The following is a 20,515-nucleotide window of genomic DNA, read 5'->3' as shown; positions in this document are numbered from 1 at the left end:
TTGAAGATCGCCGACATCTTCGCCCGCGACGTCACGCGCGACATCCCGCCGGTCGTCTACTTCCACGAGCAGAGCCCCGCCAAGCTCGCTGACGAGGTAAGCGAGTACATCATCACCGGCGGCTACCCCGAATCGGACCCACGCCACCGGCGCGTTCCGCAGGGCATCCACGAGCAGTACGTCCGGCTCCTCACCGCCATCACCCGGGAAGTCTCTAAACCCGGCGGGCCGGAGCTACCCGCCTCGTGGATCTCCGGCTTCTACGGCTCCGGTAAGTCCAGCTTCGCCAAGCTCCTGGGCTTGGCGCTGGACGGCCGAATGCTGCCGGACGGGCGGACGCTGGCCGAGGCGCTGCTGACCCGTGACGACTCGTACCTCCGCAAGGAGTTCGTGGACGCCTGGGAGGCGCTGGCGCGCGCGGTGAAGCCCCTCGCGGTGGTGTTCGACATCGGCGGCGAAGCCAACGACGGCGAGCACATCCACTCGGCCGTCCGGAGGATGATCCAACGCCGGCTGGGCTACAGCCCCAACGCTCTCGTGGCGGACGCGGAGCTCCGCCTGGAGCTGGACGGACAGTGGGAGCACTTCCTCCAGGCCGCTCGCAACACGCTCGGCGGTGAGTGGAACGGCTTCCGGGTACAGGCACGCGCGGACGAGCACTTCTCGCACGTCATGCATGCCCTGGAGCCGACGCGCTACGCGGACCCCCTCTCCTGGCTCGACAGCCGGGCAGGCACCTCCTTCCACGAGGGGCTCGGCGTCTCCGAGACAGTGCGCAACATCCAGGCCATGCTTGAGCGCCACGCCCCGGGCACGACGCTCTTCGTCGTCGTGGACGAGGTGAGCCAGTACGTCCACCAGAATGACGACCGGATGCTCAAGCTCCAGAGCTTCGTCTCCGAACTCGGCCAGCGGCTGAAGGGCCGCGTCTGGCTTCTCGCCACCGGCCAGCAGAAGCTCGAGGACACGAGCACCACCACCTCGCTCGGCAAGCTCAAGGACCGCTTCCCCGCCTCGCTCCGCGTTCACCTCGCCACGACGAACATCCGCGACGTCGTCCACCGACGCCTCCTCAAGAAGCACCCGCACCGGGAGCAGGAACTGCGCCGGCTCTTCGCGGACCACGGCCCCCAGCTCAAGCTCTACGGCTACGAGTGCGGCCAGCTCACCGAGGAGGACTTCATCGAGGTCTACCCCATGCTGCCGGGGCACGTGGACCTGCTCATGCAGCTGACCACCAGCCTGCGCGTCCGCTCCTCCCGCACGCAGGGCGACGACTACGCCATCCGTGGCCTGTTGCAGCTGTTGGGCGAGCTGTTCCGCGAGAAGGGCCTCGCCGCAGGCCCCCTCGGAGAGCTCGTCACCCTGGACCTCATCTACGACCTCCAGCAGACGGCCTTCGAGTCCGACGTGCAGGCCACGATGAACCGCATCCTCACCCACCCCGAAATCGCCGCCGATTCCTGGGCGTCCAAAGCCGTGAAGGCGGTGGCGCTGCTCGAACTCAACCACGAGCAGCGCGCCGTCACGGATGAACTCGTGGCCTCATGTCTCTATGGGAAGCTGGGCGACGGCAACCCGCTCAACCAGGTGAAACCCGCGCTGGAGAAGCTGCGCAACCTCAACCTCGTCGGCTACTCGGAGAAGGAGGGCTACAAAATCCAAAGCTCCGCCGGCCAGGAATGGCAGCGCGAGCGAGAGGAAGTGGGCGTGAGCGTGGACGAGCGCCACAGGCTCGTGCGTGAGAAGCTGGCGGAGCTCATGAAGGACCCAGAGCGTCCCCGGCTCAAGGGCCGCGCCTTCTACTGGTCCGCCCTCTTCTCCGATGGCCGCCAGATGCGCGACGAGCGGATCCTCCACACCCCCGACGAGGCCAGCGTCACCCTCGACTTCCGCTTCATCTCCGTGAAGAAGGACCGCACCCCCGCAGAGTGGGCGAAGCTGAGCGCCGAAACCCAGCTCGAGAACCGCATCGTCTGGGTGGCGGCCGACGAAGACCTCACCGATGTGCTCAAGGCCCTGCGCCAGTCGCGCTACATGGTGGAGCGCTATGAGCCCCGCCGCGAGTCGCTCAGCTCCGACAAGCGGCGGCTGCTCCTCGACGAGCAGGACCGGCGGGACACGCTCGAGAAGAAGGCGCGCGAAGCGGTGGAGCGCGCATTCATCGAGGGCCACCTCTACTTCCGGGGCCAGCAGCAGTCCGCCAGGGAGTATGGCAGCTCCTTCGGCTCCATCATGTCGGGTGCTGGCACCGCGCGCCTGCCGCAGCTCTATCCCCACCACACGGACATCGCGGTGACGGACAAGGAGCTGGAGCAGCTCCTGGCCGCCACGCTCACCGGCGTCTCGCCCAAGTTCCTCGACAAGGGGCTGGGCCTGCTGTCCCAGGACGGCGGCCGCTTCCTGCCCACCTGCCAGGGCACGGTGCCTAAGGTCATCCTCGGCTACATCGAGAAAAACGACGGCACCGCCGGCAACGTGCTGCTCCAGGACTTCGCCCGCCCCCCCTACGGCTTCCCTCCGGACGTCGTGCGCGCCTGCGTCCTCGCGCTCGTCCGGGCCCATAAGGTGAAGCTGCGGCTCGAGGACGGCTCGACGCTGACCTCCTTCAACGATGCCGGGGCGCGGGAGACCTTCCTCCAGGTCACCCGATTCAAGAAGAGCGAGCTGTTCCTCAACAAGGACGACTCCGTCAGCCAGCGCGACCTCATCGCGATGCGGCGCTTCTTCGAGTCCCTGGGCCAGGACATCGAGCCCACGCCGGACGCGCTGGCCAGCGCGGTGTTCACGCAGTTCTCCGCCCTCCGGGAACGGCTTCGCACCCTGGAGCAGCGCTTCGACCAGCTCCCCGGCAGGCCCCCTCCGGAGGAGGCCCTCCAGAAGCTCGCCCGCGCCCTGGAGATCTGCCGGCGCGCGCGGGACGTGGACCCCACCGTCAAGGCGCTCAAGGCGGAGCTGCCCGTCCTGCTCGAGGGCACGCAGCTCCTGCAACGGCTGATGACCGACCTCTCCGAGGAGGCGGTGCTGGCGCTGCGGCGGGCCGGTGACGTTCGCGACTTCCAGGTGCGGCAGCTCGCTCGCGACGGCTCCATCGGGCCCATGGCCGAGGACGTGGCGCTCCTTGAGGCGCAGCTCAATGCCCGCCGCCCCTGGAATGACATCAACACCATCGAGCCCGCGCTCCAGCGCATACGCGAGCACTACCGCGTGCGCCGCCAGCAGCTTCTGCGGGACCAGGAGACGAGCGCGGAGACCGCTCGCGCGCAGCTCCGTCAGCGGCCGGGCTTCGAGAGGCTCACGCCCAACGAGGTCCACCAGGTCTTCCGGCCCATCGGCCTCGCGCTCACGCAGAGCACGCCCGAGGACGTGGCTCCGCCGCTCCATGAACTCCGGCTGGAGTTCGCGGACAAGCTTAGGAAGGCTGCGGAGGAGGCCGAGTCCATCCTCGATAAACTCATCGCTGGCAAGGATGAGAAGCCGGTCGTCCGGGTGGAGCTCAACCTGCGCGGCCGTGAGATCACCACCCGCGGCGACCTGGAACGCGTGCTGCGGGAACTAAGCGATCGAATCGGCGAGCAACTGGATCGCGGAAACAAGGTGCGCCTGACATGAGCCCCGAGATGTCCTCCAACCGACTCACCCCGGACTCGAAGGCGAAGCTGCGAAAGACGGTGCGCGAACTCCGGGAGTCGCTCATCCTCGACTTCGAGGAGAGCGCGAAGCAGCGTTACCTCCTCTCGGTCCCCTTCGCGAAGGCGAGGGGCAGCCTCTCTGCGGACCGTTGGGAGCGGCGGCGGCGCCTGGAGACCGCGCTCGCTGAACGGGCTGCCGAGGAAGGTGGCACGAAGGAGGCGCGCGAACGCGCGTTCAGGAACGCGGTGAAGGAGGCCGGTGCCACGCTGCTGAACCGGCTCGTCCTCATCCGGCACCTGGAGGCACTGGGCCTCTCCAAGCCGGCCGTGGTCACCGGCGGATGGAAGAGCCCAGGCTATGCCCAGTTCCGGGAGTTCGCCGCCACACTCTGCGAGGACGACACGCAGGGCTACGGCGTGCTACTCCAGCTCCTCTTCGATGAACTCGCCACGGCGCTCCCTGGATTGTTCGGCGATGTTGGGCTGACGGCACTCTTCCCCACGCCCCCCGCGACGCTGCGGCGGCTGATCGAAGCGCTCGACGAGGTGCCCGCGGAAGCGTGGCGAGACGACATGACGCTGGGCTGGGTCTACCAGTACTGGAACGACCCCGACCGCGAGGCGCTGGACGCCAAGCTCCACGACCGAGGGAAGCTTGAGCCGCACGAGATCGCGTCCAAGACGCAGATGTTCACCGAGCGATACATGGTGGAGTGGCTCCTCCAGAACTCACTCGGCTCCACCTGGCTCGCCATCTGCCGCAAGAATAGCTGGACGCCCGACGTGGAGAGTCATGGCGTGCGCGCAGCACTGGAGGAGCGGCGGGCGGACTGGCGCCAGAAGCGCGATGCGGGCGAAGTCGAGCCGGATGCGCTGATGCCCATCGAGGGCGTGCTCGAGGAAATGTGGAAGTACTACGTCCCACAGCCGCTGCCCCAGGAGGTGGTGACCCACGCACCGGCATCCATCCGCGAGTTGAAGCTCCTGGACCCTGCTTGCGGGAGCGGCCACTTCCTGGTGGTGGCCTTCGACCAGCTCACGGAACTGTACCGGGAGGAAGCGCGGCACCGGGGCGAGTCCTGGAGCGACCGGCAGATTGCCGAATGGATTCTTGAGAACAACCTGCATGGCGTCGACATCGACCCGCGCGCCGTACAGATCGCTGCGGCTGCATTGTTTCTCAAGGCGCGCGCCCTAGCGAAGAATGCTGCGCCTGCACAGGTGAACCTCGTCGCCCCGGCGCTTCGGCTCTCCTCCCTGGACCGCAACGATCCGGCGCTAGTGAAGCTCGAAGCGGACATCCGACTTGAAACCAACATCCCGCCGGAGCTAACGCGGCAGATCATCGAAGCGCTGAAGGGTGTCGACCACCTCGGCACGCTGCTGAAGGTGGGCGATGCAGTGGACAAGGCGATCGCGGCGCACGAGGGTGAATTCGCCCGTGCGACGAAGCAGCGAGACTTCTTCGAAACGCCGGACACACAGACGATTACGCCTATCAAGAAAGCTGATGCAAAGAAGCTCATCCTCGACCGACTGAGTGGCTTCCTCGCAGCGCATGCAGGCGAAGAGGACATAGGACTCCGGCTCCGAGGTCAGCAACTGACCGCCGGCCTGCGCTTCGCGAGCATTGTGCGTGAAAGCAAGTATCACTTGGTTGTCGGCAATCCTCCATATCAAGGGACGCCGCGCATGAAGGACGCGAGTTACGTCGCAAGGCACTATCCGCGCGGCAAGGCGGACCTCTATACAGCATTCCTCGAACGAAGCTTGGAACTCTGCTGTCCCGGCGGCGCCTCCGCAATGGTGACGATGAGGAACTGGATGTTCTTGAGCCAGTACTCAGCATTGAGGGCGTGGCTGCTTGCTCAATACGATCTCAGACTTGTCGCGGACCTCGGCACCGGCGCATTCAGCTCGCGCTCAATGGATGACGTCATCTCCGCAGTCATGGTTGTCATCCGCAAGTGCGCCCGATTCGTGCCCTCCATTGCAGTGCAGGCAGCCCCACGTAACGATCCGACTCGCGATGCAGGAAAACCCGCTCGGCGCCGCGCAGCACTCATTGCCTGCGATGCTCAACAAGATTTCAACACCCTCGATTTCGAATCAATCATCGGCAAACCCATCGTATACGACTGGAGCCACGACTTTCTAAAAGAGTACCAGACCACTCCGAAATTGGGTGATCTTGCTCCAGCCAAGAAGGGAATCTGCACCGGTGACGACACGCGATTCAATCGATACGTTTGGGAAGTCGCCACCGACTCAGTTGCGCGACTGCCACAGAGGGAAGACACCGCCGCGAGCAGGATGGAAGCGCAGTGGGCACCCACAATTCGCGGTGGCAAAGGCAGGCTTTGGTTTGAGCCGCTACTCGAAATAATCAACTGGAAGAAGTCAGGACTAGAAATGCGTGTTTTGGAGGAGGCAGGTGGGGGCGCCCGATTCCAAAACTCACAGTATTACTTTCGCCTGGGTGTCGCATTCACAATGATCGGAGTGGAATTCGGCGCGCGACTGCATCGATATCCGAGCGTCTTCGCCAACAAAGGCTCCTCCGTATTCCCCCTAGACCATGCTGAAGTCGTATGTCTATTGAATTCGACTCGGGCCAAGGAGGTGATCTCTTCACTGAACCCAGGCCTGAGCTTTGAGGTCGGCGATGTCGACCGCATTCCTCTCTGGCGCGTCGATGGAGCAGAGACAATCGTCAGTCGCCTTGAAGAAGAATTTCGGCAGCACGAGAAAGGCAGAGAGCCGTCTGTCGAATTTTCCCAACCCACTGCTTCAGCTTGGGCATCTGCACAGGACTGGGCTCGGGCCGCAGTGGACCGCAAGAGCGGCAGCCCTATCCCTGAATTCAAGCCTTCCCCCGAACCGCCGAGTCCACAGCAGCGGCTATCGTTTTTCTTCGGCATTGCTCTTGGGCGTTTCGACCGCAATGGACGAGGAGTGTCAGCAACTTCAAACAAGAACAGCCTCCCCGACGGCATGCTTTTCTTGACGCCGCACGCCCCGATTCCGAAGCAAAGGGAAACTGCGGACCTATATGCCGCCTGGGATGAGTGTCATCCTCAAATTGGCTCGTTAAATCTCGACGACTGGCTCCGCAACGAATTCTTCGAATATCACCGTGCGCTCTACGAGAATCGGCCCATATACCTCCCACTCTCGTCCACGAAAAGATCCTTTGTCGCATTTATTTCCATTCACCGCTGGACAGACTCGACCCTGAGCACGTTGCTCGCTGACCACCTCCTCCCCGAACGCAAGGCGCTGGAGGGAGCACTCGTCGATCTTCAGTCCGAGCGCAACAGCCCAGACAAGAAAACCAAAGCGACTGCCGAGAAGCGCTACATCCAGCACAAGAAGTGGCTGGAGGAACTCGAGGAGTTCATCACCAAGGTGCGCCAGTGCGCGGAAAAAGGCCCATCCCGTCCGGACGACAAAACAGAGGACCGTGAAGTGGACGCGCCCTACCGCATGGACCTTGACGACGGCGTCATGGTGAATAGCGCCGCGCTGTGGCCGCTGCTGGAGCCCATGTGGAAGGACCCGAAAAAGTGGTGGAAGGAACTTACCAACGCGAAAGGCCGAAAAGACTATGACTGGTCCCACCTCGCCGCGCGCTACTTCCCCTCGCGCGTGGACGAGAAGTGCCGACAGGACCCATCCCTCGCGGTCGCGCACGGCTGCTTCTGGAAATACCATCCGGAGAAGGCCTATCAATGGGAACTCCGGCTCCAAGATGAGATAGGCCCGGACTTCAAGCTCGACGAAAAAGACTCTGATGCCCTCCGCGTGGATTTCCGAGAAGAGCACGCCAAACGCGCGCGCGAAATCGAAGCCGCCGAGTTGGCCCGCCGTGAGCGAAAGGCCAGGAAACAGGCCCAGCAAGAACTCGACCTGCCCGATGCCAGGGACGAGGAAGAGGCCGACGATGAGGCCGAGTGCGCATGACAGCCGCCAGCACCGCCCCAGTCAGCGCCTTTCTCGAACAGCGACTCCTCGCCGAGCTCCAGGCCAAGAAGATCGTCATCTGGTTGGACGCGGACGGCGCCTACACGGTCTTCGTGGATGAGCTGCGTCGGAGGGCCGAAGCGCGGCAGTTCTCCACGCCCGTGCTCGCCTTCCGCGGGAGCTTTCTGGAGCTGATGCTTGCCCTTCGCCAGGAGGGCAGCACCATCGACAAGCCCCCACTGCTCCTCCATCTCCCCGGGTTCAACACCGAGAGCATCCGGAAGACCCCCGCGCTCGAGATGTACGAGTGCGGCGCAGCCTTCCAGCAGAACCTCGCCACCCTGGTGCGCGAGGCCGCGAACGGACGCCTGCCTCTGCCGGACATCGAGGCCTTCGTCACCGCGCCCGACCTCTCCCTGGAGAAGGCTGACGCGTGGCTCGCCCGAGCGGGCAGCGCGAGCTTGGACACGCACGCGGAGTGGGTCTCCCGCCTGGAAGCGCCCGAGTTCGTGAATCACCTGACGGGGACCTCCTCGGAGCGCCCGGACGGCGCCATCCGCGCGCTCCAGGCCCGGGCGGAGGCACTGTTCGGCACGGACGCCGCGTGGTTCCGCAAGATGCCCGAGTTGACCGAAGCTGTGGTGGCGTGGCTGCTCTGCGTCGAGTTCGTGCACGACCTCCGGAGGCCCCCGAGGGCCCCGGACCTCATGCGCCTCCAGTCCCTCCCCCCTCCCACCGTGAAGCGCTGCCAGGCGGAAGCGGCCCGGCTGCGGCAGATGCTGCCGGAGCAGTACCGCACCTGGGCGCTAGGCGTGGAGGTGTGGCTCAAGGACAAGGAGCAGACCGACCCCAAGGACCTCGGCCGCATCGACACCTTCCAGTTCGAGGCGCTCAGCATCTACCAGGGGGCGGTGGCCGCGCTGGCCAGCGGCGATTACCGCCAGGCGCTGCACTGGGCGCAGGCGCATGAGGCGAGCCAGGGCTTCTGGGTCCAACACGAGCCTCCGCGCCGCTGGGCGTGGGCGCTGGTGGGCGAGGCCGCGAGCCTGGGCGTGGCGCTGCTGGAGGCGCCCCGGCCCCTCTCCGGTGTCACCAGCCTCGAGGAAGCGGTCCAGCGCTATGTGGAGAGCGCGGCTGCCGTGGACCGAGCCCACCGCGAGTTCGAGCAGCGCTTCGCGGCCCTCTACGGGCCCCTGCTTCCCGAGCTCACGGCGCTCGACCAGGCCTTCGAGAAGCTCCGCTTCGCCCATTCCGACTGGTCCGACCGGCTGGCCCGGGACTTCGCTCAGCTCTGCCGCCAGACCGGCTCGCTCCCTCCCCCCGAGATTCAACAGCGGACGCTGTTCGACCAAGTCATCGCGCCCCTGCTCGGCCGCGGCGAGCGGGTCGCGCTCTTCGTCCTGGACGCGCTCCGCTTCGAGATGGCGCTGGAGCTACAGGAGGAGTTCAAGGCCAGCGGGGTGAACGTGGAGCTGCGTGCCCGACTGGCCGAGCTGCCGACCGTGACGTCCGTCGGCATGAACGCGCTCGCGCCCGTCGGGCGGGAGGGCCGGCTGTTTCCCGTCATCAAGGAAGGCCGCTTCGAGGGCTTCCGGACCGGTGAAGCACTCGTGGCCCGCCCCGATGACCGGGTGAAGGCCATGGCGACCCGCTCCGAGGGACGAGCGCCTCTGCACCTGCGGAGCATCGCGGAGTTGCTCGAGACCCCTGCCCCGCGATTGAAAAGTCAGGTCTCCCGGACGCAGCTCATCATCGTCCATGGCCAGGAGCTGGATGAGGCGGGGGAGAGCGGCCTGGGCGTCCGGGTCTTCCAGGACGTGCTCCGGGACGTGATTTCCGCGCGACACCACCTGGAGCTCGCGGGGGTGAGCCACTTCGTCCTCACCGCGGACCATGGCTTTCTCCTGGGGCGTGGGCGCAAGGCGCACTCCTTCGGCGCGCGGGGCCAGGCACAGCGCCGGTATGCGTATAGCGACACCGACCGCATGGACCCGGGGCACTTCACGCTGCCGCTCTCGACGCTCGGGTACGAGGCGAAGGGCTTCCTCGTCTTCCGCGAGGACACGGCGGAGTACGACGTGGGCCGTCCCCCTGGCTCGTTCACCCACGGGGGCAACTCGCTCCAGGAGCGCGTCATCCCCGTCCTTCAGTTGTCTCGCACCCGCGCGAGTCGGGAGACGGGGCTGCGCTTCACCCTGCAATGCGAGACGGCTCCGGGGGGGCCTGGAGTGCACCGCCTGCGCGTCCGGGCCAGCCCGGCCCGCGAGCCTGGACAGGCCCCGCTCGCCTTCGCGAGCTCGCAGCCGGTAGACGTGCTCATGCGGGTGCCCCAGCGCGCAGATGTCCGCGTCGTGCCCAAGGACATCATCGGCCCCGGCGCGAGCGCACATGCGGGGAGCGTGCGGCTGGACGCCGCCACCCATGACTGGACCGAGGTCTCCTTCGTGCTCGAGGGCGCGGTGGATGAGCGGCTCCCGGTGGAGCTCGTCCTGGCGTCGGATGCGAACGTCAAGGCCTCTCCCCCGGCCTTCTACTCCGTGTCATACGTCGCCTTGCCGCAGCCGGCGGTCACCCGCGCCCCGGCCACGTCCGCCTCCGAGGCCCCCGTCAGTCCCAAGCCCCTGGGCGGCTGGGGCGCCCGGCTCGGCGACGAGGACGCGGGTAAGGTCTTCGATCATCTCGAGCGGTTCGGCAGCCTGAACGAGGCGGAGCTGATCCAACTGCTCGGCAATGCGCGCAGGGCCCGGTCGTTCGCCGCCCGGTTCGACGCCTTCCGCGACAAGCTCACCTTCGAGGTCCAGGTCACCATGACCGCGGACGGCAAGCGCTACGAGCGCCTGTAGAGAACACCATGTCCCTCAGCAAACGAGATATCGACAACATCTTCGACAGCCTGCGCCGGGGTGCCGTCCCCGAGCGAGGCCTCGAGACCTTCGCGGTCGGCATCGAGCGTGAGCGCGGAGAGCTGCATCGCAAGCTCCAGCGAGCCGCCGAGGGCGACGGCGAGATGAAGTTCCTGCGCGGAGGCTACGGCTGCGGCAAGACGTTCCTCGCCCGCCTCGCCGTGGCGGATGCCCACGAGCGGAACTTCGCCACCAGCTTCGTGGTCGTGTCCGATAACGATCTCCACTTCCACCGCTTCGACGACGTCTACCGCAAGGTCGTCAGCGAGCTGAGCACCCGGGCCTGCCCGCGAGGCGCGCTCGCCGACGTGTTGGATCGATGGATCGCCCGGGTCGAGGAGCACCTCACGTCACTGGGCAAGGACCCGGACGCGCCCGGCTTCGACGAAGAAGTCCTGAAGAAGCTGGACGAGGAGCTGGCCGCGCGGACGAAGAACGAGGTCCCCCAGGACTTCGTCCGGGTAGTGCGCACCATCTTCCAGCTCAAGCAGCGGGGGCAGTTCGCCGATGCCTCCGCCCTGCTCTCGTGGCTGTCGGGGAGCGAGAACGTCTCCGCCGCCGCAAAGAAGCACGCGGGCATCAAGGGAGAACTCCAGAGCACGGACGCGCTCGCCTACCTCCGCGGCATCCTGGCCATCGTGAAGGGCGCCGGGTACGCCGGCCTGGTCATCGTCATCGACGAGGCGGAGACCATCCTCCGCATGAAGTCCGACGTGCGGCAGAAGTCACTGAACGGGATGAGGCAGATCCTCGACGCCGCGGGCAGCTTCCCGGGGCTTCTGTGGCTCTTCACCGGCACGCCCGAGTTCTTCGATACTCCTCGCGGCGTCCGTGGCCTCCAGCCGCTGTATGACCGCATCGCCTTCCAGTCCGAGGGGGGGTACGCCCCGCTGAAGCAGCCGCAGTTGAGCTTGCGACCCTTCGACAAGCCGCGCCTGAAGGAGGTGGGTATGAAGCTGCGGTCGCTCTACCCCGCCAAGGAGCGGCAGAGCTTCGAGGTGCGAGTCTCACCCGAGTACCTGGACTCGCTGGTGGACGAGGTGACCGCGGGTTTCCGTGGAGACGTGGGAGTCGTCCCGCGCCAGTTCCTGCGGCGAGCGGTGAGCGTGTTCGACGCCGTGGACGAGAACCCTGACTTCCAGCCGGCACCCGGCCGGCCGGAGATCGAACCGGCGCTCACGGTCACGGAAGCGAGCAGGCAGAGCGGCAAGCCCGAGTACGAGCCCGAGGCGGATGATGCCAAGGGCTACGCCGTCATTGATTTCTGAGGACGGGACATGAGCGTATTCAGCCGCTTTCCACCGAGGCTCCAGGACGCCATCGTCAGCCGACTGGGGTTCCAGGGGCTCCGTCCCGTCCAGGAGCTCGCTGCGGAGGCGCTCCTCGAGGGGAAGAACGCCGTAGTCCTGGCCCCGACGGCGGGCGGCAAGACCGAGGCCTCTATCTTCCCGGTCCTGGCGGAGCTCATCGAGAGGCCCGTGTCATCCGTGGGAGCCATCTATGTGGCACCTATCAAGGCCCTGCTCAACAACCAGGAAGAGCGGCTCGGGACATACACGGAGATGGTGGGCCTGCGCCGGTTCGTGTGGCACGGCGACACGCCCGACACGCACAAGCGAGCGTTCGTGAGAGAGCCAGCGGAGCTGCTTATGACCACACCCGAGTCGCTCGAGGTGATGCTCATCTCCCCCCGTGTTCCCACGCAGTCGCTGTTCTCCCAGCTCCGGTACGTGGTCATCGACGAGGTCCATGCCCTCGCAGGGACGGACCGGGGCGCCCACCTGCTGTCAGTCATCGAGCGACTGGCGGCACTTGGCGGCCATGACGTTCAGCGGGTGGGCCTCTCCGCGACTGTGGGAAACCCCGCCGACATCCTCGCTTGGCTGAAGGGCTCGTCCCGGCGCGAGGGGGCCGTGGTGAATCCACCCAAGCAACCCAGCCAGCGTCGCATCTCCATCTCGGTGCCCGGCACCGTCGCCGACATCGCCCGGGCAGGCGCGGCGCTCGCGCACGGCAAGAAGAGCCTCTTCTTCTGCCAGACGCGCTCGCTGACGGAGGCCGTGTCCGAGCGGATGCGAGGCCAGGGAACAGACGTGTTCGTGCACCACAGCTCGGTGTCACTGGAGGAGAGACAGCGAGCCGAGGAGCGATTCCACCACGGACAGGACGCGTGCATCGTCTGCACGTCCACGCTGGAGCTAGGCATCGACGTGGGCGACCTGGACGTGGTGATGCAGGCGAATGCGCCGACGACGGTCTCCTCGTTCCTTCAACGCATCGGGCGCACCGGCCGCCGCGCGGGCCAGGTCGCGAACATGACCTTCCTCTGCGAGGGCTCGGAGGAGTTCCTGCTGGCCATGGCCCTGGTCGAGCTGGCCCGCTCGCCATGGGTGGAGGACGTGCCGGTCCAGACTCGCTGCTGGCCCGTGCTCGTGCAGCAGCTGATGGCACTGTCTCTCCAGTTCGGCGCCATCTCTCGTGAAGACGCCTACCACCAGCTCTCACGCGTATCCGACTTCAGGGGCATCTCGCGGGATGAGTACGAGGCACTCGTCCAGCACCTCGTCGATCAGCAGTTCCTCTACGAGTCCGCGGGGAAGCTCTCGCTTGGGGATCGCGCGGAGAGGCTGTTCGGTCGAAAGAACTTCGCCGAGCTCTACGCCGTCTTTACCAGCCCGGTGATGTACAGGGTCATCGCGGGCGCCCAGGAGATTGGCTCCATCGAGCCCACCTTCGTGGAGCGGCTGGTGGAGGGAATGAGCTCGTTCCTGTTGGGTGGACGAGCCTGGGTCGTGGACCACGTCATCCACACTGCTCGTGAGGTGCACGTGCGAGCCGCCCCCGCGGGCAAGAAGCCCACCTGGGGTGGTTTCATGCCGAGGTTTCTTGGACGGGAGGTCTGCCAGCGCATCCGCTCCCTGCTGGAGGGAGAGGAGGAGCTGCCCTATCTCGACGAGAGCGCCACCCGCGAGCTGCGGACGCTGCGAGCGGATCTCGGCCCACTGCTCCGGCGTACCAATCTTCCGGTCCAGGTGGACTCAGAGGGCAGCGCGCTCTGGTGGAACTTCGCCGGAGGGCGCATCAACCACACATTCAAGTACACTCTTGAGGTGACACAGGGCTGGAAGGTCGTCCCCGACAACTTCTTTCTGAAGATCACCGGCGTGGGGGTGACCCACCTGGCAGTCGAGGCAGCGCTGAGCGCCCTGGCCCAGCCGAGCTTCTGGAGTGCTCCCGGACGAATGCAATCCATCCGTGCCCGGATTCCCCCGTATCGGCTGAGCAAGTTCCAGGATGCCCTTCCCCCGACAGCCGAGGCGGAAATGCTCGGAGCATTCTTTCTTGATGTGCCCGGGGCCTCCGAACTCTCGGCGACTGCACTACGTATATCGAATTTCTGATCCATCTTTCGCCAGTTCGAGAGGAATGCTCTGGACAAGAGAAAGCCCAGTCCCCTCCAATGAGTGCTGGACTCAGCAAGACAAAGCAGTAGGAACCAACGCCACGGCAAGGAGGTTCCCGGTCCGGTCATGGTGACTGATTACCGCTTGGCATAGCTGGACGAACTCATCGTATGAAAGATCGCTCTTTGCGTCGTTGGTTCGCCATGCGCAGATTTTGAAATCTGGGACACCGAGTCCATCGCCAACGTGATCGAGCGTGGGCAGATCGCCAAGCTCCTTCTTGTACGCTCTTCCACGAGCTTTAGACTGCTCATTATCGTAGGTACTGATCAACTCCCACTGGAGCGGCTGGCCGGTGTATGCATCCACTCCTCCACTCTTGAGGATTGCCTCGTGAATAGCCGCCTTGTAGGCCTCTTTCGTAGCGACAGCATTACCGCGTTTCCGATCACGCTTCAGATGGGCAACTGCCTTCCTTTCAAGCCAGCGTTCGTACACTACCGGAAGACACCGGTCCTTGAGAAATTCGGGCAGCAAGTACTTTAAATTGTTCATGAGATCAACTCTGACCGCAACTCAGCACTAGAGCAATAGAAATTCAATTCAAGCATAGCCAAGCAAACCACCATCACAGGCACGAGACAAGATGAGATGTCGGACCGAACACTCTTCGTAGCCCTGGCGCGCAACCGCCCCGAGTGGCTCGCCCAAGGACTATTTATTCGGGCTGTGGAGACAGAAACCAACGTCCGGAAATTCCTGCTAGAGGGACTCAAGTTAGACGTCTCATCCAACACGAAGCCAGAAGTACACGCAGAAGTCCCTACAAAAACAAGCTGGCGTTCCGATGTAAAAATCTGCTGGCCAAACGTAACCCCCATTCATTTTGAACTAAAGCTCACCGCCCCATTTACACAGAGACAGAGAGAAGCAGGCAAGAAGGGCCAACTTCCGGCTCTGATCGTACCCAGGCGAGAACACTACGCCAAGCTTGCCTCCAGTTGCTGCATCTTCGAATGGAGGCAACTCGCGGCACAAGTACGCCAAGATGATCGCGTGAAGTCATTGCTCGAAGAGGTGTCTGTGTCCTCGTCGTGGCTTACAGACGAACTCAAAGAGGGTGCTCTCTCGAATGAGTTTTCTCAGTTCAATTCGCAACAAGGACTCCGCCGATGGCCGACGATCTTCCGCTTCCTCTGCACTATCGACATCCATATCATCGAAATGTGCGGAAGCATGTACCAATCAAGTCGCCAACTGAGCCAAACATCAAAATCAACAACGCCCTATTACGGATACAAATTCCACCTAGGGCAAGCAACTATGCCATCCTACTGGGTAGGCTTCTGGCGCGCGAAAAATGGCATCATTCGGTTCGGACTCTGGGCTTCCAATGAACATGGGAAGGACGTGCTTCTCACTGAGTCGCTGCCCTTCCAAGCAAGAAAAGCTGCAAAGCTCATCGTGGAACATGCTGAGACTCACGAGGCGCGCTTTGCACGGAATTCGCCCTGAACACCTGCGCCGTTCGATGTGACAGAATATCACTCATGACCATAGGGACCCCTCCTAGGACTACGAGATCATTTCCCCTCCATCAAGGCGAAGCACATCTCCGAGAGAAAATCTCCATCGAAGAATGCTCGAAGTGACCAGGTAGTATTGAATCAGCGAATGGAAAGGCTGATATGACGCGCCAAGGGAAAGTGCGGAAAGATGCCGGCAGCGAAGCAGAGGCAATAATCAGCGACGTGGCTCTTGCCGCCGCGATCAAAGCTTACGCATGCACCATGCGCAAAGCGGCCAAGAAGGCAAGACAAATCACTCTGCCACAACCTCAAATTTTGCCCTTCACAACTTTTGAACTCACCAAAGACAAAGTCAAAAATCTGGCCAAAAAGATACAAACTGGCAACCGCGCCGAAGACCAAGATTCCGAATTCTTATACCTATTCAGACTTAGCGCCAGTAACAAAGTACAGATTCGCATTGCGATGGAATCCTTTGAAGCTGCCCGCAGTTATCAGGGCTCACCAGAATATCCTGGAAAGAAGAATCTATGCAGGCTGAACGCCTCGGGGTCCAACAAGACGCTCATTTATGTGGGTCGGTCATATTCTCCGCGCGAGCGCTTCAAGCAGCACCTTCTATCTTCTGAGGGTGGCACCTATGCGATCCATTTTCAACAGTGGGCAGACAAATTGAAGCTACAAGTCGATTATGTTCTGTATCAGCTTCGAGGCGTCGACGACGAGGCAGTTCAGGTAGTCGAAGATGGGCTATGGGACTATTTCACTCCCATGTTGGGACGAAGAGGCGACAAGTAATACTAACACAACGGGAAGGAACTCATTGCTTTGCCGTTCTCTCCGCGGTAACCGTCCGGTGGATGTCGTGCCGGGAAGATTGACGACGGACGAGGACCGTGCTCGGCGAGCGCCGCGAGGGTGTTTAGGGACTGGGCTGGAGGGGGGACCGGGCCAGTTCGGCGGCGCGTCGTCGCACCCACTCGTGGGTTAGCAGCTCACCGATGCGCGAGTTGGGGTGCGTCTGCACTCGCAGCAGCACGTCGGCCAGATACGCCTCGGGATTGATTTGGTTGGCCTCGCAGGTGGCCACCAGCGCGTAGAGGCCGGCGAGGTTTTCGCCCGCGGCCTCGTGCCCGACGAAGAGAAAGTTTTTGCGGCCCAGGGCCGTCGGACGCAAGGCCTGGCTCTTCGTCGGGAGCGACGACCATGCCGAGCGCGCCGGCCACCTCTTCACCCTATCCCCACCGCGCGGCTGCACGGACTCGATCCGGAGGCCTATCTGCGCGACGTCCTGCGCGTGCTCGCCCACTGGCCCCACCAGCGCTACCTCGAGCTCGCCCCCAAGTACTGGGCCGCTACGCGCGCTCGCCTCCTCCCTGCCGAACTCGACGCCGAGGTGGGCGAACTCACCGTCCCGGCGCCGGTTGCGGCCTCGCCCAAAGAGCAGGCGTCGCCGCGCTGAAAGCGTCCCATTCACGCCGCCAGCATGTGGCGTCCGTCTGGCCCACGGAAGACGGCGCTCGTGCAGCGGATACGACGCTCTCGCCGACGAACTCATCGAGAGCAACCCATGCGTCCTCAAATAGGGGGACCTCCCCCCGAAGGTGGACAAAAATCACAAGGGGCGCTCCACTGCGGTCTTCACCCGCGAGGAGGTGGAGACCCTGCTCTCGGATACGGGCCTTCCGAAGGACCGGCGAGACCTCTACGCACTCCTTTTCCTCACCGGCATGCGCATCGGCGAGGCGGTAGCCCTGCGGTGGAACGCCTGGGACGCCTCGGCCCAGCCGCTGGGACGCCTCCGAGTATCCAGGGCCTTCCACCGCAAGCAGCGGCGGGAGAAGGGCGTGAAGACGGAGCGCTCCCGCGAGGTGCCGGTCCACCCCGTACTCGCCCGCGTCCTCGATGCGTGGCGCCAGGAGGGATGGAAGCGCAAGCAGGGGCGACCGCCTACGGCTGACGACCTCGGCGTGCCCTCCCGGAGTGGAGAGCACCGGCGCGACCCCGTCGTCCACGCGCAGATCCTGAAGGACCTCGAGTTGCTCGGCCTATGAGGCCGGCGGGTCCACGACACCCGTCGCACATTCATCAGCCTGGCACTGGCGGGCGGGGCGGACCGGGACAAGCTCTCGCCTGGGTCACGCACGGGCCGAAGGGCGACATCGTGAGCCTCTACACGACGCTGCCCTGGGAGTCGCTCTGCTCGAAGGTGGCGAAGCTGTAGGTGAAGCTCCGGCCTCCGTCGACGCCGCCGGCCGGAGGCGCGCCGCCCTCGGGCGAGATCCCGTAGCTACAATCCGGAGCAGAAACAAAAAAGGCCCCCGAGTCTTTCGACTCGGAGGCCTGATTCGGAGTGCCCAGGGCGGGATTCGAACCCGCACACCTTTCGGCGCCACCCCCTCAAGATGGTGTGTCTACCAGTTCCACCACCTGGGCGTTTGCTGCGGCGTCCATCTACCGGAGCTTTCTGATTCACGCAACGACTATCTCAACCGCTGCGTGAATCAGGTTCTTCCCACTTCGAACCACGTCCCGCGAAACAGCTACTGCGCGGGAGCCGGCTCCTGAGCCGCGGGAGCGGCCTCATTGGTCGCCGGGTTGCCGCCACCCTCGACGGGCGGGGTCGACTGCTCGCCGCGCGGCTGCTCCATGCTGCCCGGCGTGGCCGGCGCCGCGTCACCCGGGGTCGCCGGGGCCGTCTGCGCCGGCGGCGTGGCCACCGAGCCACCCGCCACCACCGAGGAGCGCAGCCCCACGAAGGACAGGCCGAGCGAGCTGAAGAAGAAGAGCGCTGCGAAGACGCCGGTCAGCTTGCTGAGGAACGTCACCGCGCCTCGGCCGCCGAAGGCGCTCGTGGCGGCACCACCGCCCAGCGCGGAGCCCATTCCGGCGTCCTTACCCGGCTGGAGCAGAATGACGAAGATCATGAACACGCACACCAGGACGTGCACGATCGTGACGAAGGTCAGCATGTGGACTCTTTCAGACGTTCCGTGAAAAGGAGGCGCACCCTACACCAAAGTGGTGAACGGGTGACAACATCTTCCACCCCGCCCCCTGGATCAACTCTAAGTGGCCGCCTGGACGATGGCCGCGAAGTCGCCCGCCTTGAGGCTCGCGCCCCCGACAAGCGCCCCATCCACGTCCGGTTGGCCCAGCAATTCCGCGGCGTTGTCCGGCTTCACGCTGCCGCCGTACTGGATGCGCACCCGGCCGGCGGTCTCCCCGTCGTACAGCCGTTCGACCAGGCCCCGGATCGCCGCGTGGACCTCCTGCGCCTGCGCCGCCGTGGCGTTGCGCCCGGTGCCAATGGCCCACACCGGCTCGTAGGCCAGCACGAAGCTGGCCACGTCCTTGGCCTCGAAGCCCTCCAGCGCCCCGCGCACCTGGCGCTCCACCACCGCCAGCGTCTGGTTCGCGTCGCGCTCGGCCAGCGTCTCACCGACGCAGATGATGGGCGTCATGCCCGCCGCGCGGACCGCCTTCGCCCGCTTGTTCACCTGCTCGTCCGTGTCCCCGAAGTACTGCCGGCGCTCGGAGTGGCCCACGATGACGTAGGCGCACCCCAGCTCCGCCAGCATGGGCGCGGAGATCTCCCCGGTGAAGGCGCCGGACGACTCCCAGTGGCAGTTCTGCCCCGCCAGCGCCAGCGGCGCGCCTTCCAGCGCGACATGGAGCGGCTGCAGCGCCACGAACGGCGGCGCCACCACCACCTCCACCGTGTCCCCCTGTGAGGCCACCTGCCCCCGCAGCTCACGCACCAGGGCCAGCGCCTCCGGTACCGTCTTGTTCATCTTCCAGTTGCCAGCAACGATCTTCCGGCGACGCGCGGTGGCCATGGTGTCCCCCAGGGGTGTGTGGTGTGTCCGACGCGGAGCCTACCGCGTCTCCAGCGCCTTGATGCCCGGCAAGTCGCGCCCTTCCAGGAATTCCAGGGACGCACCTCCACCAGTGGACACATGGCTCATCTTGGCGGCGAAGCCCATCTGCTCCACGGCCGCCGCGCTGTCCCCGCCGCCGATGACGGTGGTCGCCTGCGTGTTGATGGACATGGCCGCGGCGACGGAGCGGGTGCCCTCCGCGAACTTGGGCACCTCGAACAGGCCCATGGGCCCGTTCCACACCACCGTCCTCGCGTCGCGGATGTGCTGCGAGTAGATGGCGCGCGTCTTGGGCCCGATGTCCAGGCCCATCATGTCCGGCGGAATCGCGTTGTCCGGCGTCTCCTGCGCGGGGCTGTTCTCCGTGGGCTCGGTGCCCACGATGTGGTCCACCGGCAGCACCAGCGGCGTCTTGAAGCGGTGCGCCGCCTCCAGCAGGCGCGTGGCCAGCGACAGCTTGTCGCCCTCGACGCGGGACTTGCCCACCTCGATGCCCTGCGCCTTCAGGAAGGTGTACGCCATGGCGCCGCCGATGAGCAGCGCGTCCACCTTGGGCAGCAGGCTCTCGATGACCTTGATTTTATCGCTCACCTTGGAGCCACCCAGGATGGCCACGAAGGGCTTGTCCGGGTTCTTGAGCACCTTGCCCAGGTACTCAATCTCCTTGCGCATCAGGAAGCCGGCCGCCTTCTCCTTCACGAAGGGCACCATGCCCGCGGTGGACGCGTGGGCGCGGTGGGCGGTGCCGAAGGCGTCATTCACGTAGACGTCCGCCAGCGACGCCAGCTCGCGGGCGAACGTCTCGTCGTTGGCCTCCTCTTCCTTGTGGAAGCGGAGGTTCTCCAGGACGACCACCTGGCCATCCTTGAGCTCCTTCACCTGCTTCTTCACGCCGTCACCGACGCAGTCGTCGGTGAGGATGACCTCGTGCTTGCCGCCGAGCAGCTCGGCGAGCCGCATGGCGACGGGCTCCAGCGACAGCTTCGGGTCCGGCCCCTTGGGGCGGCCGAGGTGGGAGGCCAGGATGACCTTCCCGCCCATGTCGAGCGCGCGCCGGATGGTGGGCATCGCCTCGCGGATGCGGGTGTCGTCGGTCACGCGCCGCCCTTCCAGCGGGACGTTGAAGTCCACGCGGATGAAGACGCGCTTCCCGGTCAGCTGCAGGTCGTCGATGTAGCGGATCATCTCGGTCCTTCCCTCTCG

Annotated in this window: 13 protein-coding genes, 1 tRNA gene and 1 pseudogene; 9 read left to right on the top strand and 6 right to left on the bottom strand. The window is 64.8% G+C overall.

Going from position 1 to position 20,515, the window contains the following annotated elements; all coding sequences use genetic code 11:
- From brxC to MYMAC_RS13980, 5 genes are read left to right on the top strand one after another with little or no spacing between them, the layout of a single operon-like run.
- A complete protein-coding gene (brxC, locus tag MYMAC_RS14000) occupies nt 1-3,612 on the top strand; it encodes a BREX system P-loop protein BrxC (protein WP_095958445.1) in 3,612 nt (1,203 codons plus the stop codon).
- Nucleotides 3,609-7,595, top strand: a complete 3,987-nt coding sequence (gene pglX / locus MYMAC_RS13995) for a BREX-6 system adenine-specific DNA-methyltransferase PglX (protein WP_204817599.1) — start codon at nt 3,609-3,611, stop codon at nt 7,593-7,595. The genes brxC and pglX overlap by 4 nt, the downstream gene beginning before the upstream one ends.
- Nucleotides 7,592-10,438 carry a BREX-6 system phosphatase PglZ gene (gene pglZ / locus MYMAC_RS13990; RefSeq protein ID WP_157757501.1) on the top strand — a complete coding sequence of 949 codons (2,847 nt, stop codon included), beginning with the start codon at nt 7,592-7,594 and terminating at the stop codon, nt 10,436-10,438. The genes pglX and pglZ overlap by 4 nt, the downstream gene beginning before the upstream one ends.
- Before the next feature lie 8 nt (nt 10,439-10,446).
- A complete protein-coding gene (brxD, locus tag MYMAC_RS13985) occupies nt 10,447-11,766 on the top strand; it encodes a BREX system ATP-binding protein BrxD (RefSeq protein ID WP_095958443.1) in 1,320 nt (439 codons plus the stop codon).
- Nucleotides 11,767-11,775: 9 nt separating this feature from the next.
- Entirely contained in the window at nt 11,776-13,899 is a 2,124-nt protein-coding gene (locus tag MYMAC_RS13980; RefSeq protein WP_095958442.1) for a DEAD/DEAH box helicase, read from the top strand.
- Between the two features lie 72 nt (nt 13,900-13,971).
- On the opposite strand, the gene MYMAC_RS36835 is transcribed toward MYMAC_RS13980, so the two are convergent.
- On the bottom strand, nt 13,972-14,457 hold the full coding sequence (locus MYMAC_RS36835) for a hypothetical protein (RefSeq protein ID WP_157757500.1): 486 nt from the start codon (nt 14,455-14,457) through the stop codon (nt 13,972-13,974).
- A gap of 96 nt (nt 14,458-14,553) precedes the next feature.
- On the opposite strand from MYMAC_RS36835, the gene MYMAC_RS36830 reads away from it, so the two are divergent.
- On the top strand, nt 14,554-15,417 hold the full coding sequence (locus tag MYMAC_RS36830; RefSeq protein WP_157757499.1) for a hypothetical protein: 864 nt from the start codon (nt 14,554-14,556) through the stop codon (nt 15,415-15,417).
- A 173-nt stretch (nt 15,418-15,590) separates the two neighbouring features.
- A complete protein-coding gene (locus tag MYMAC_RS36825) occupies nt 15,591-16,229 on the top strand; it encodes a hypothetical protein (protein ID WP_157757498.1) in 639 nt (212 codons plus the stop codon).
- Between the two features lie 124 nt (nt 16,230-16,353).
- Here the strand turns inward: MYMAC_RS36825 and MYMAC_RS36820 are convergent.
- Nucleotides 16,354-16,614, bottom strand: a pseudogene (locus MYMAC_RS36820) (transposase domain-containing protein); the annotation flags it as partial.
- Here MYMAC_RS36820 and MYMAC_RS36815 point away from each other — a divergent pair.
- A complete protein-coding gene (locus MYMAC_RS36815) occupies nt 16,561-16,893 on the top strand; it encodes a transposase domain-containing protein (protein WP_239989522.1) in 333 nt (110 codons plus the stop codon). The pseudogene MYMAC_RS36820 and the gene MYMAC_RS36815 sit on opposite strands and share 54 nt — an antisense overlap.
- A gap of 142 nt (nt 16,894-17,035) precedes the next feature.
- Nucleotides 17,036-17,485 carry a site-specific integrase gene (locus MYMAC_RS13970; protein ID WP_095958440.1) on the top strand — a complete coding sequence of 150 codons (450 nt, stop codon included), beginning with the start codon at nt 17,036-17,038 and terminating at the stop codon, nt 17,483-17,485.
- Between the two features lie 300 nt (nt 17,486-17,785).
- Here the strand turns inward: MYMAC_RS13970 and MYMAC_RS13965 are convergent.
- The 4 genes from MYMAC_RS13965 to MYMAC_RS13950 all read right to left on the bottom strand — a co-directional run bounded on the left by MYMAC_RS13965 (nt 17,786) and on the right by MYMAC_RS13950 (nt 20,497).
- Nucleotides 17,786-17,867: transfer RNA gene (locus MYMAC_RS13965), tRNA-Leu, on the bottom strand.
- 107 nt (nt 17,868-17,974) lie between these two features.
- A complete protein-coding gene (secG, locus tag MYMAC_RS13960) occupies nt 17,975-18,403 on the bottom strand; it encodes a preprotein translocase subunit SecG (protein ID WP_013939397.1) in 429 nt (142 codons plus the stop codon).
- 96 nt (nt 18,404-18,499) lie between these two features.
- On the bottom strand, nt 18,500-19,270 hold the full coding sequence (gene tpiA / locus MYMAC_RS13955) for a triose-phosphate isomerase (RefSeq protein ID WP_095958439.1): 771 nt from the start codon (nt 19,268-19,270) through the stop codon (nt 18,500-18,502).
- Nucleotides 19,271-19,309: 39 nt separating this feature from the next.
- Nucleotides 19,310-20,497 carry a phosphoglycerate kinase gene (locus MYMAC_RS13950; RefSeq protein ID WP_095958438.1) on the bottom strand — a complete coding sequence of 396 codons (1,188 nt, stop codon included), beginning with the start codon at nt 20,495-20,497 and terminating at the stop codon, nt 19,310-19,312.
- Nucleotides 20,498-20,515: the final 18 nt, after the last annotated feature.

This window comes from Corallococcus macrosporus DSM 14697 (genome assembly GCF_002305895.1).
In the GTDB taxonomy this organism is placed as follows: Bacteria; Myxococcota; Myxococcia; order Myxococcales; family Myxococcaceae; genus Myxococcus; species Myxococcus macrosporus.
Note: the sequence above shows the minus strand (reverse complement) of the source record. Positions and strands in the feature narration are given on the sequence as shown.

Excerpts from the sequence above, each read along its gene's own strand:
- pglX (WP_204817599.1), top strand. The coding sequence starts at position 3,609 with ATGAGCCCCGAGATGTCCTCCAACCGACTCACCCCGGACTCGAAGGCG.
- pglZ (WP_157757501.1), top strand. The coding sequence starts at position 7,592 with ATGACAGCCGCCAGCACCGCCCCAGTCAGCGCCTTTCTCGAACAGCGA.
- brxD (WP_095958443.1), top strand. The coding sequence starts at position 10,447 with ATGTCCCTCAGCAAACGAGATATCGACAACATCTTCGACAGCCTGCGC.
- MYMAC_RS13980 (WP_095958442.1), top strand. The coding sequence starts at position 11,776 with ATGAGCGTATTCAGCCGCTTTCCACCGAGGCTCCAGGACGCCATCGTC.
- MYMAC_RS36835 (WP_157757500.1), bottom strand. The coding sequence starts at position 14,457 with ATGAACAATTTAAAGTACTTGCTGCCCGAATTTCTCAAGGACCGGTGT.
- MYMAC_RS36830 (WP_157757499.1), top strand. The coding sequence starts at position 14,554 with ATGTCGGACCGAACACTCTTCGTAGCCCTGGCGCGCAACCGCCCCGAG.
- MYMAC_RS36825 (WP_157757498.1), top strand. The coding sequence starts at position 15,591 with ATGACGCGCCAAGGGAAAGTGCGGAAAGATGCCGGCAGCGAAGCAGAG.
- secG (WP_013939397.1), bottom strand. The coding sequence starts at position 18,403 with ATGCTGACCTTCGTCACGATCGTGCACGTCCTGGTGTGCGTGTTCATG.
- tpiA (WP_095958439.1), bottom strand. The coding sequence starts at position 19,270 with ATGGCCACCGCGCGTCGCCGGAAGATCGTTGCTGGCAACTGGAAGATG.
- MYMAC_RS13950 (WP_095958438.1), bottom strand. The coding sequence starts at position 20,497 with ATGATCCGCTACATCGACGACCTGCAGCTGACCGGGAAGCGCGTCTTC.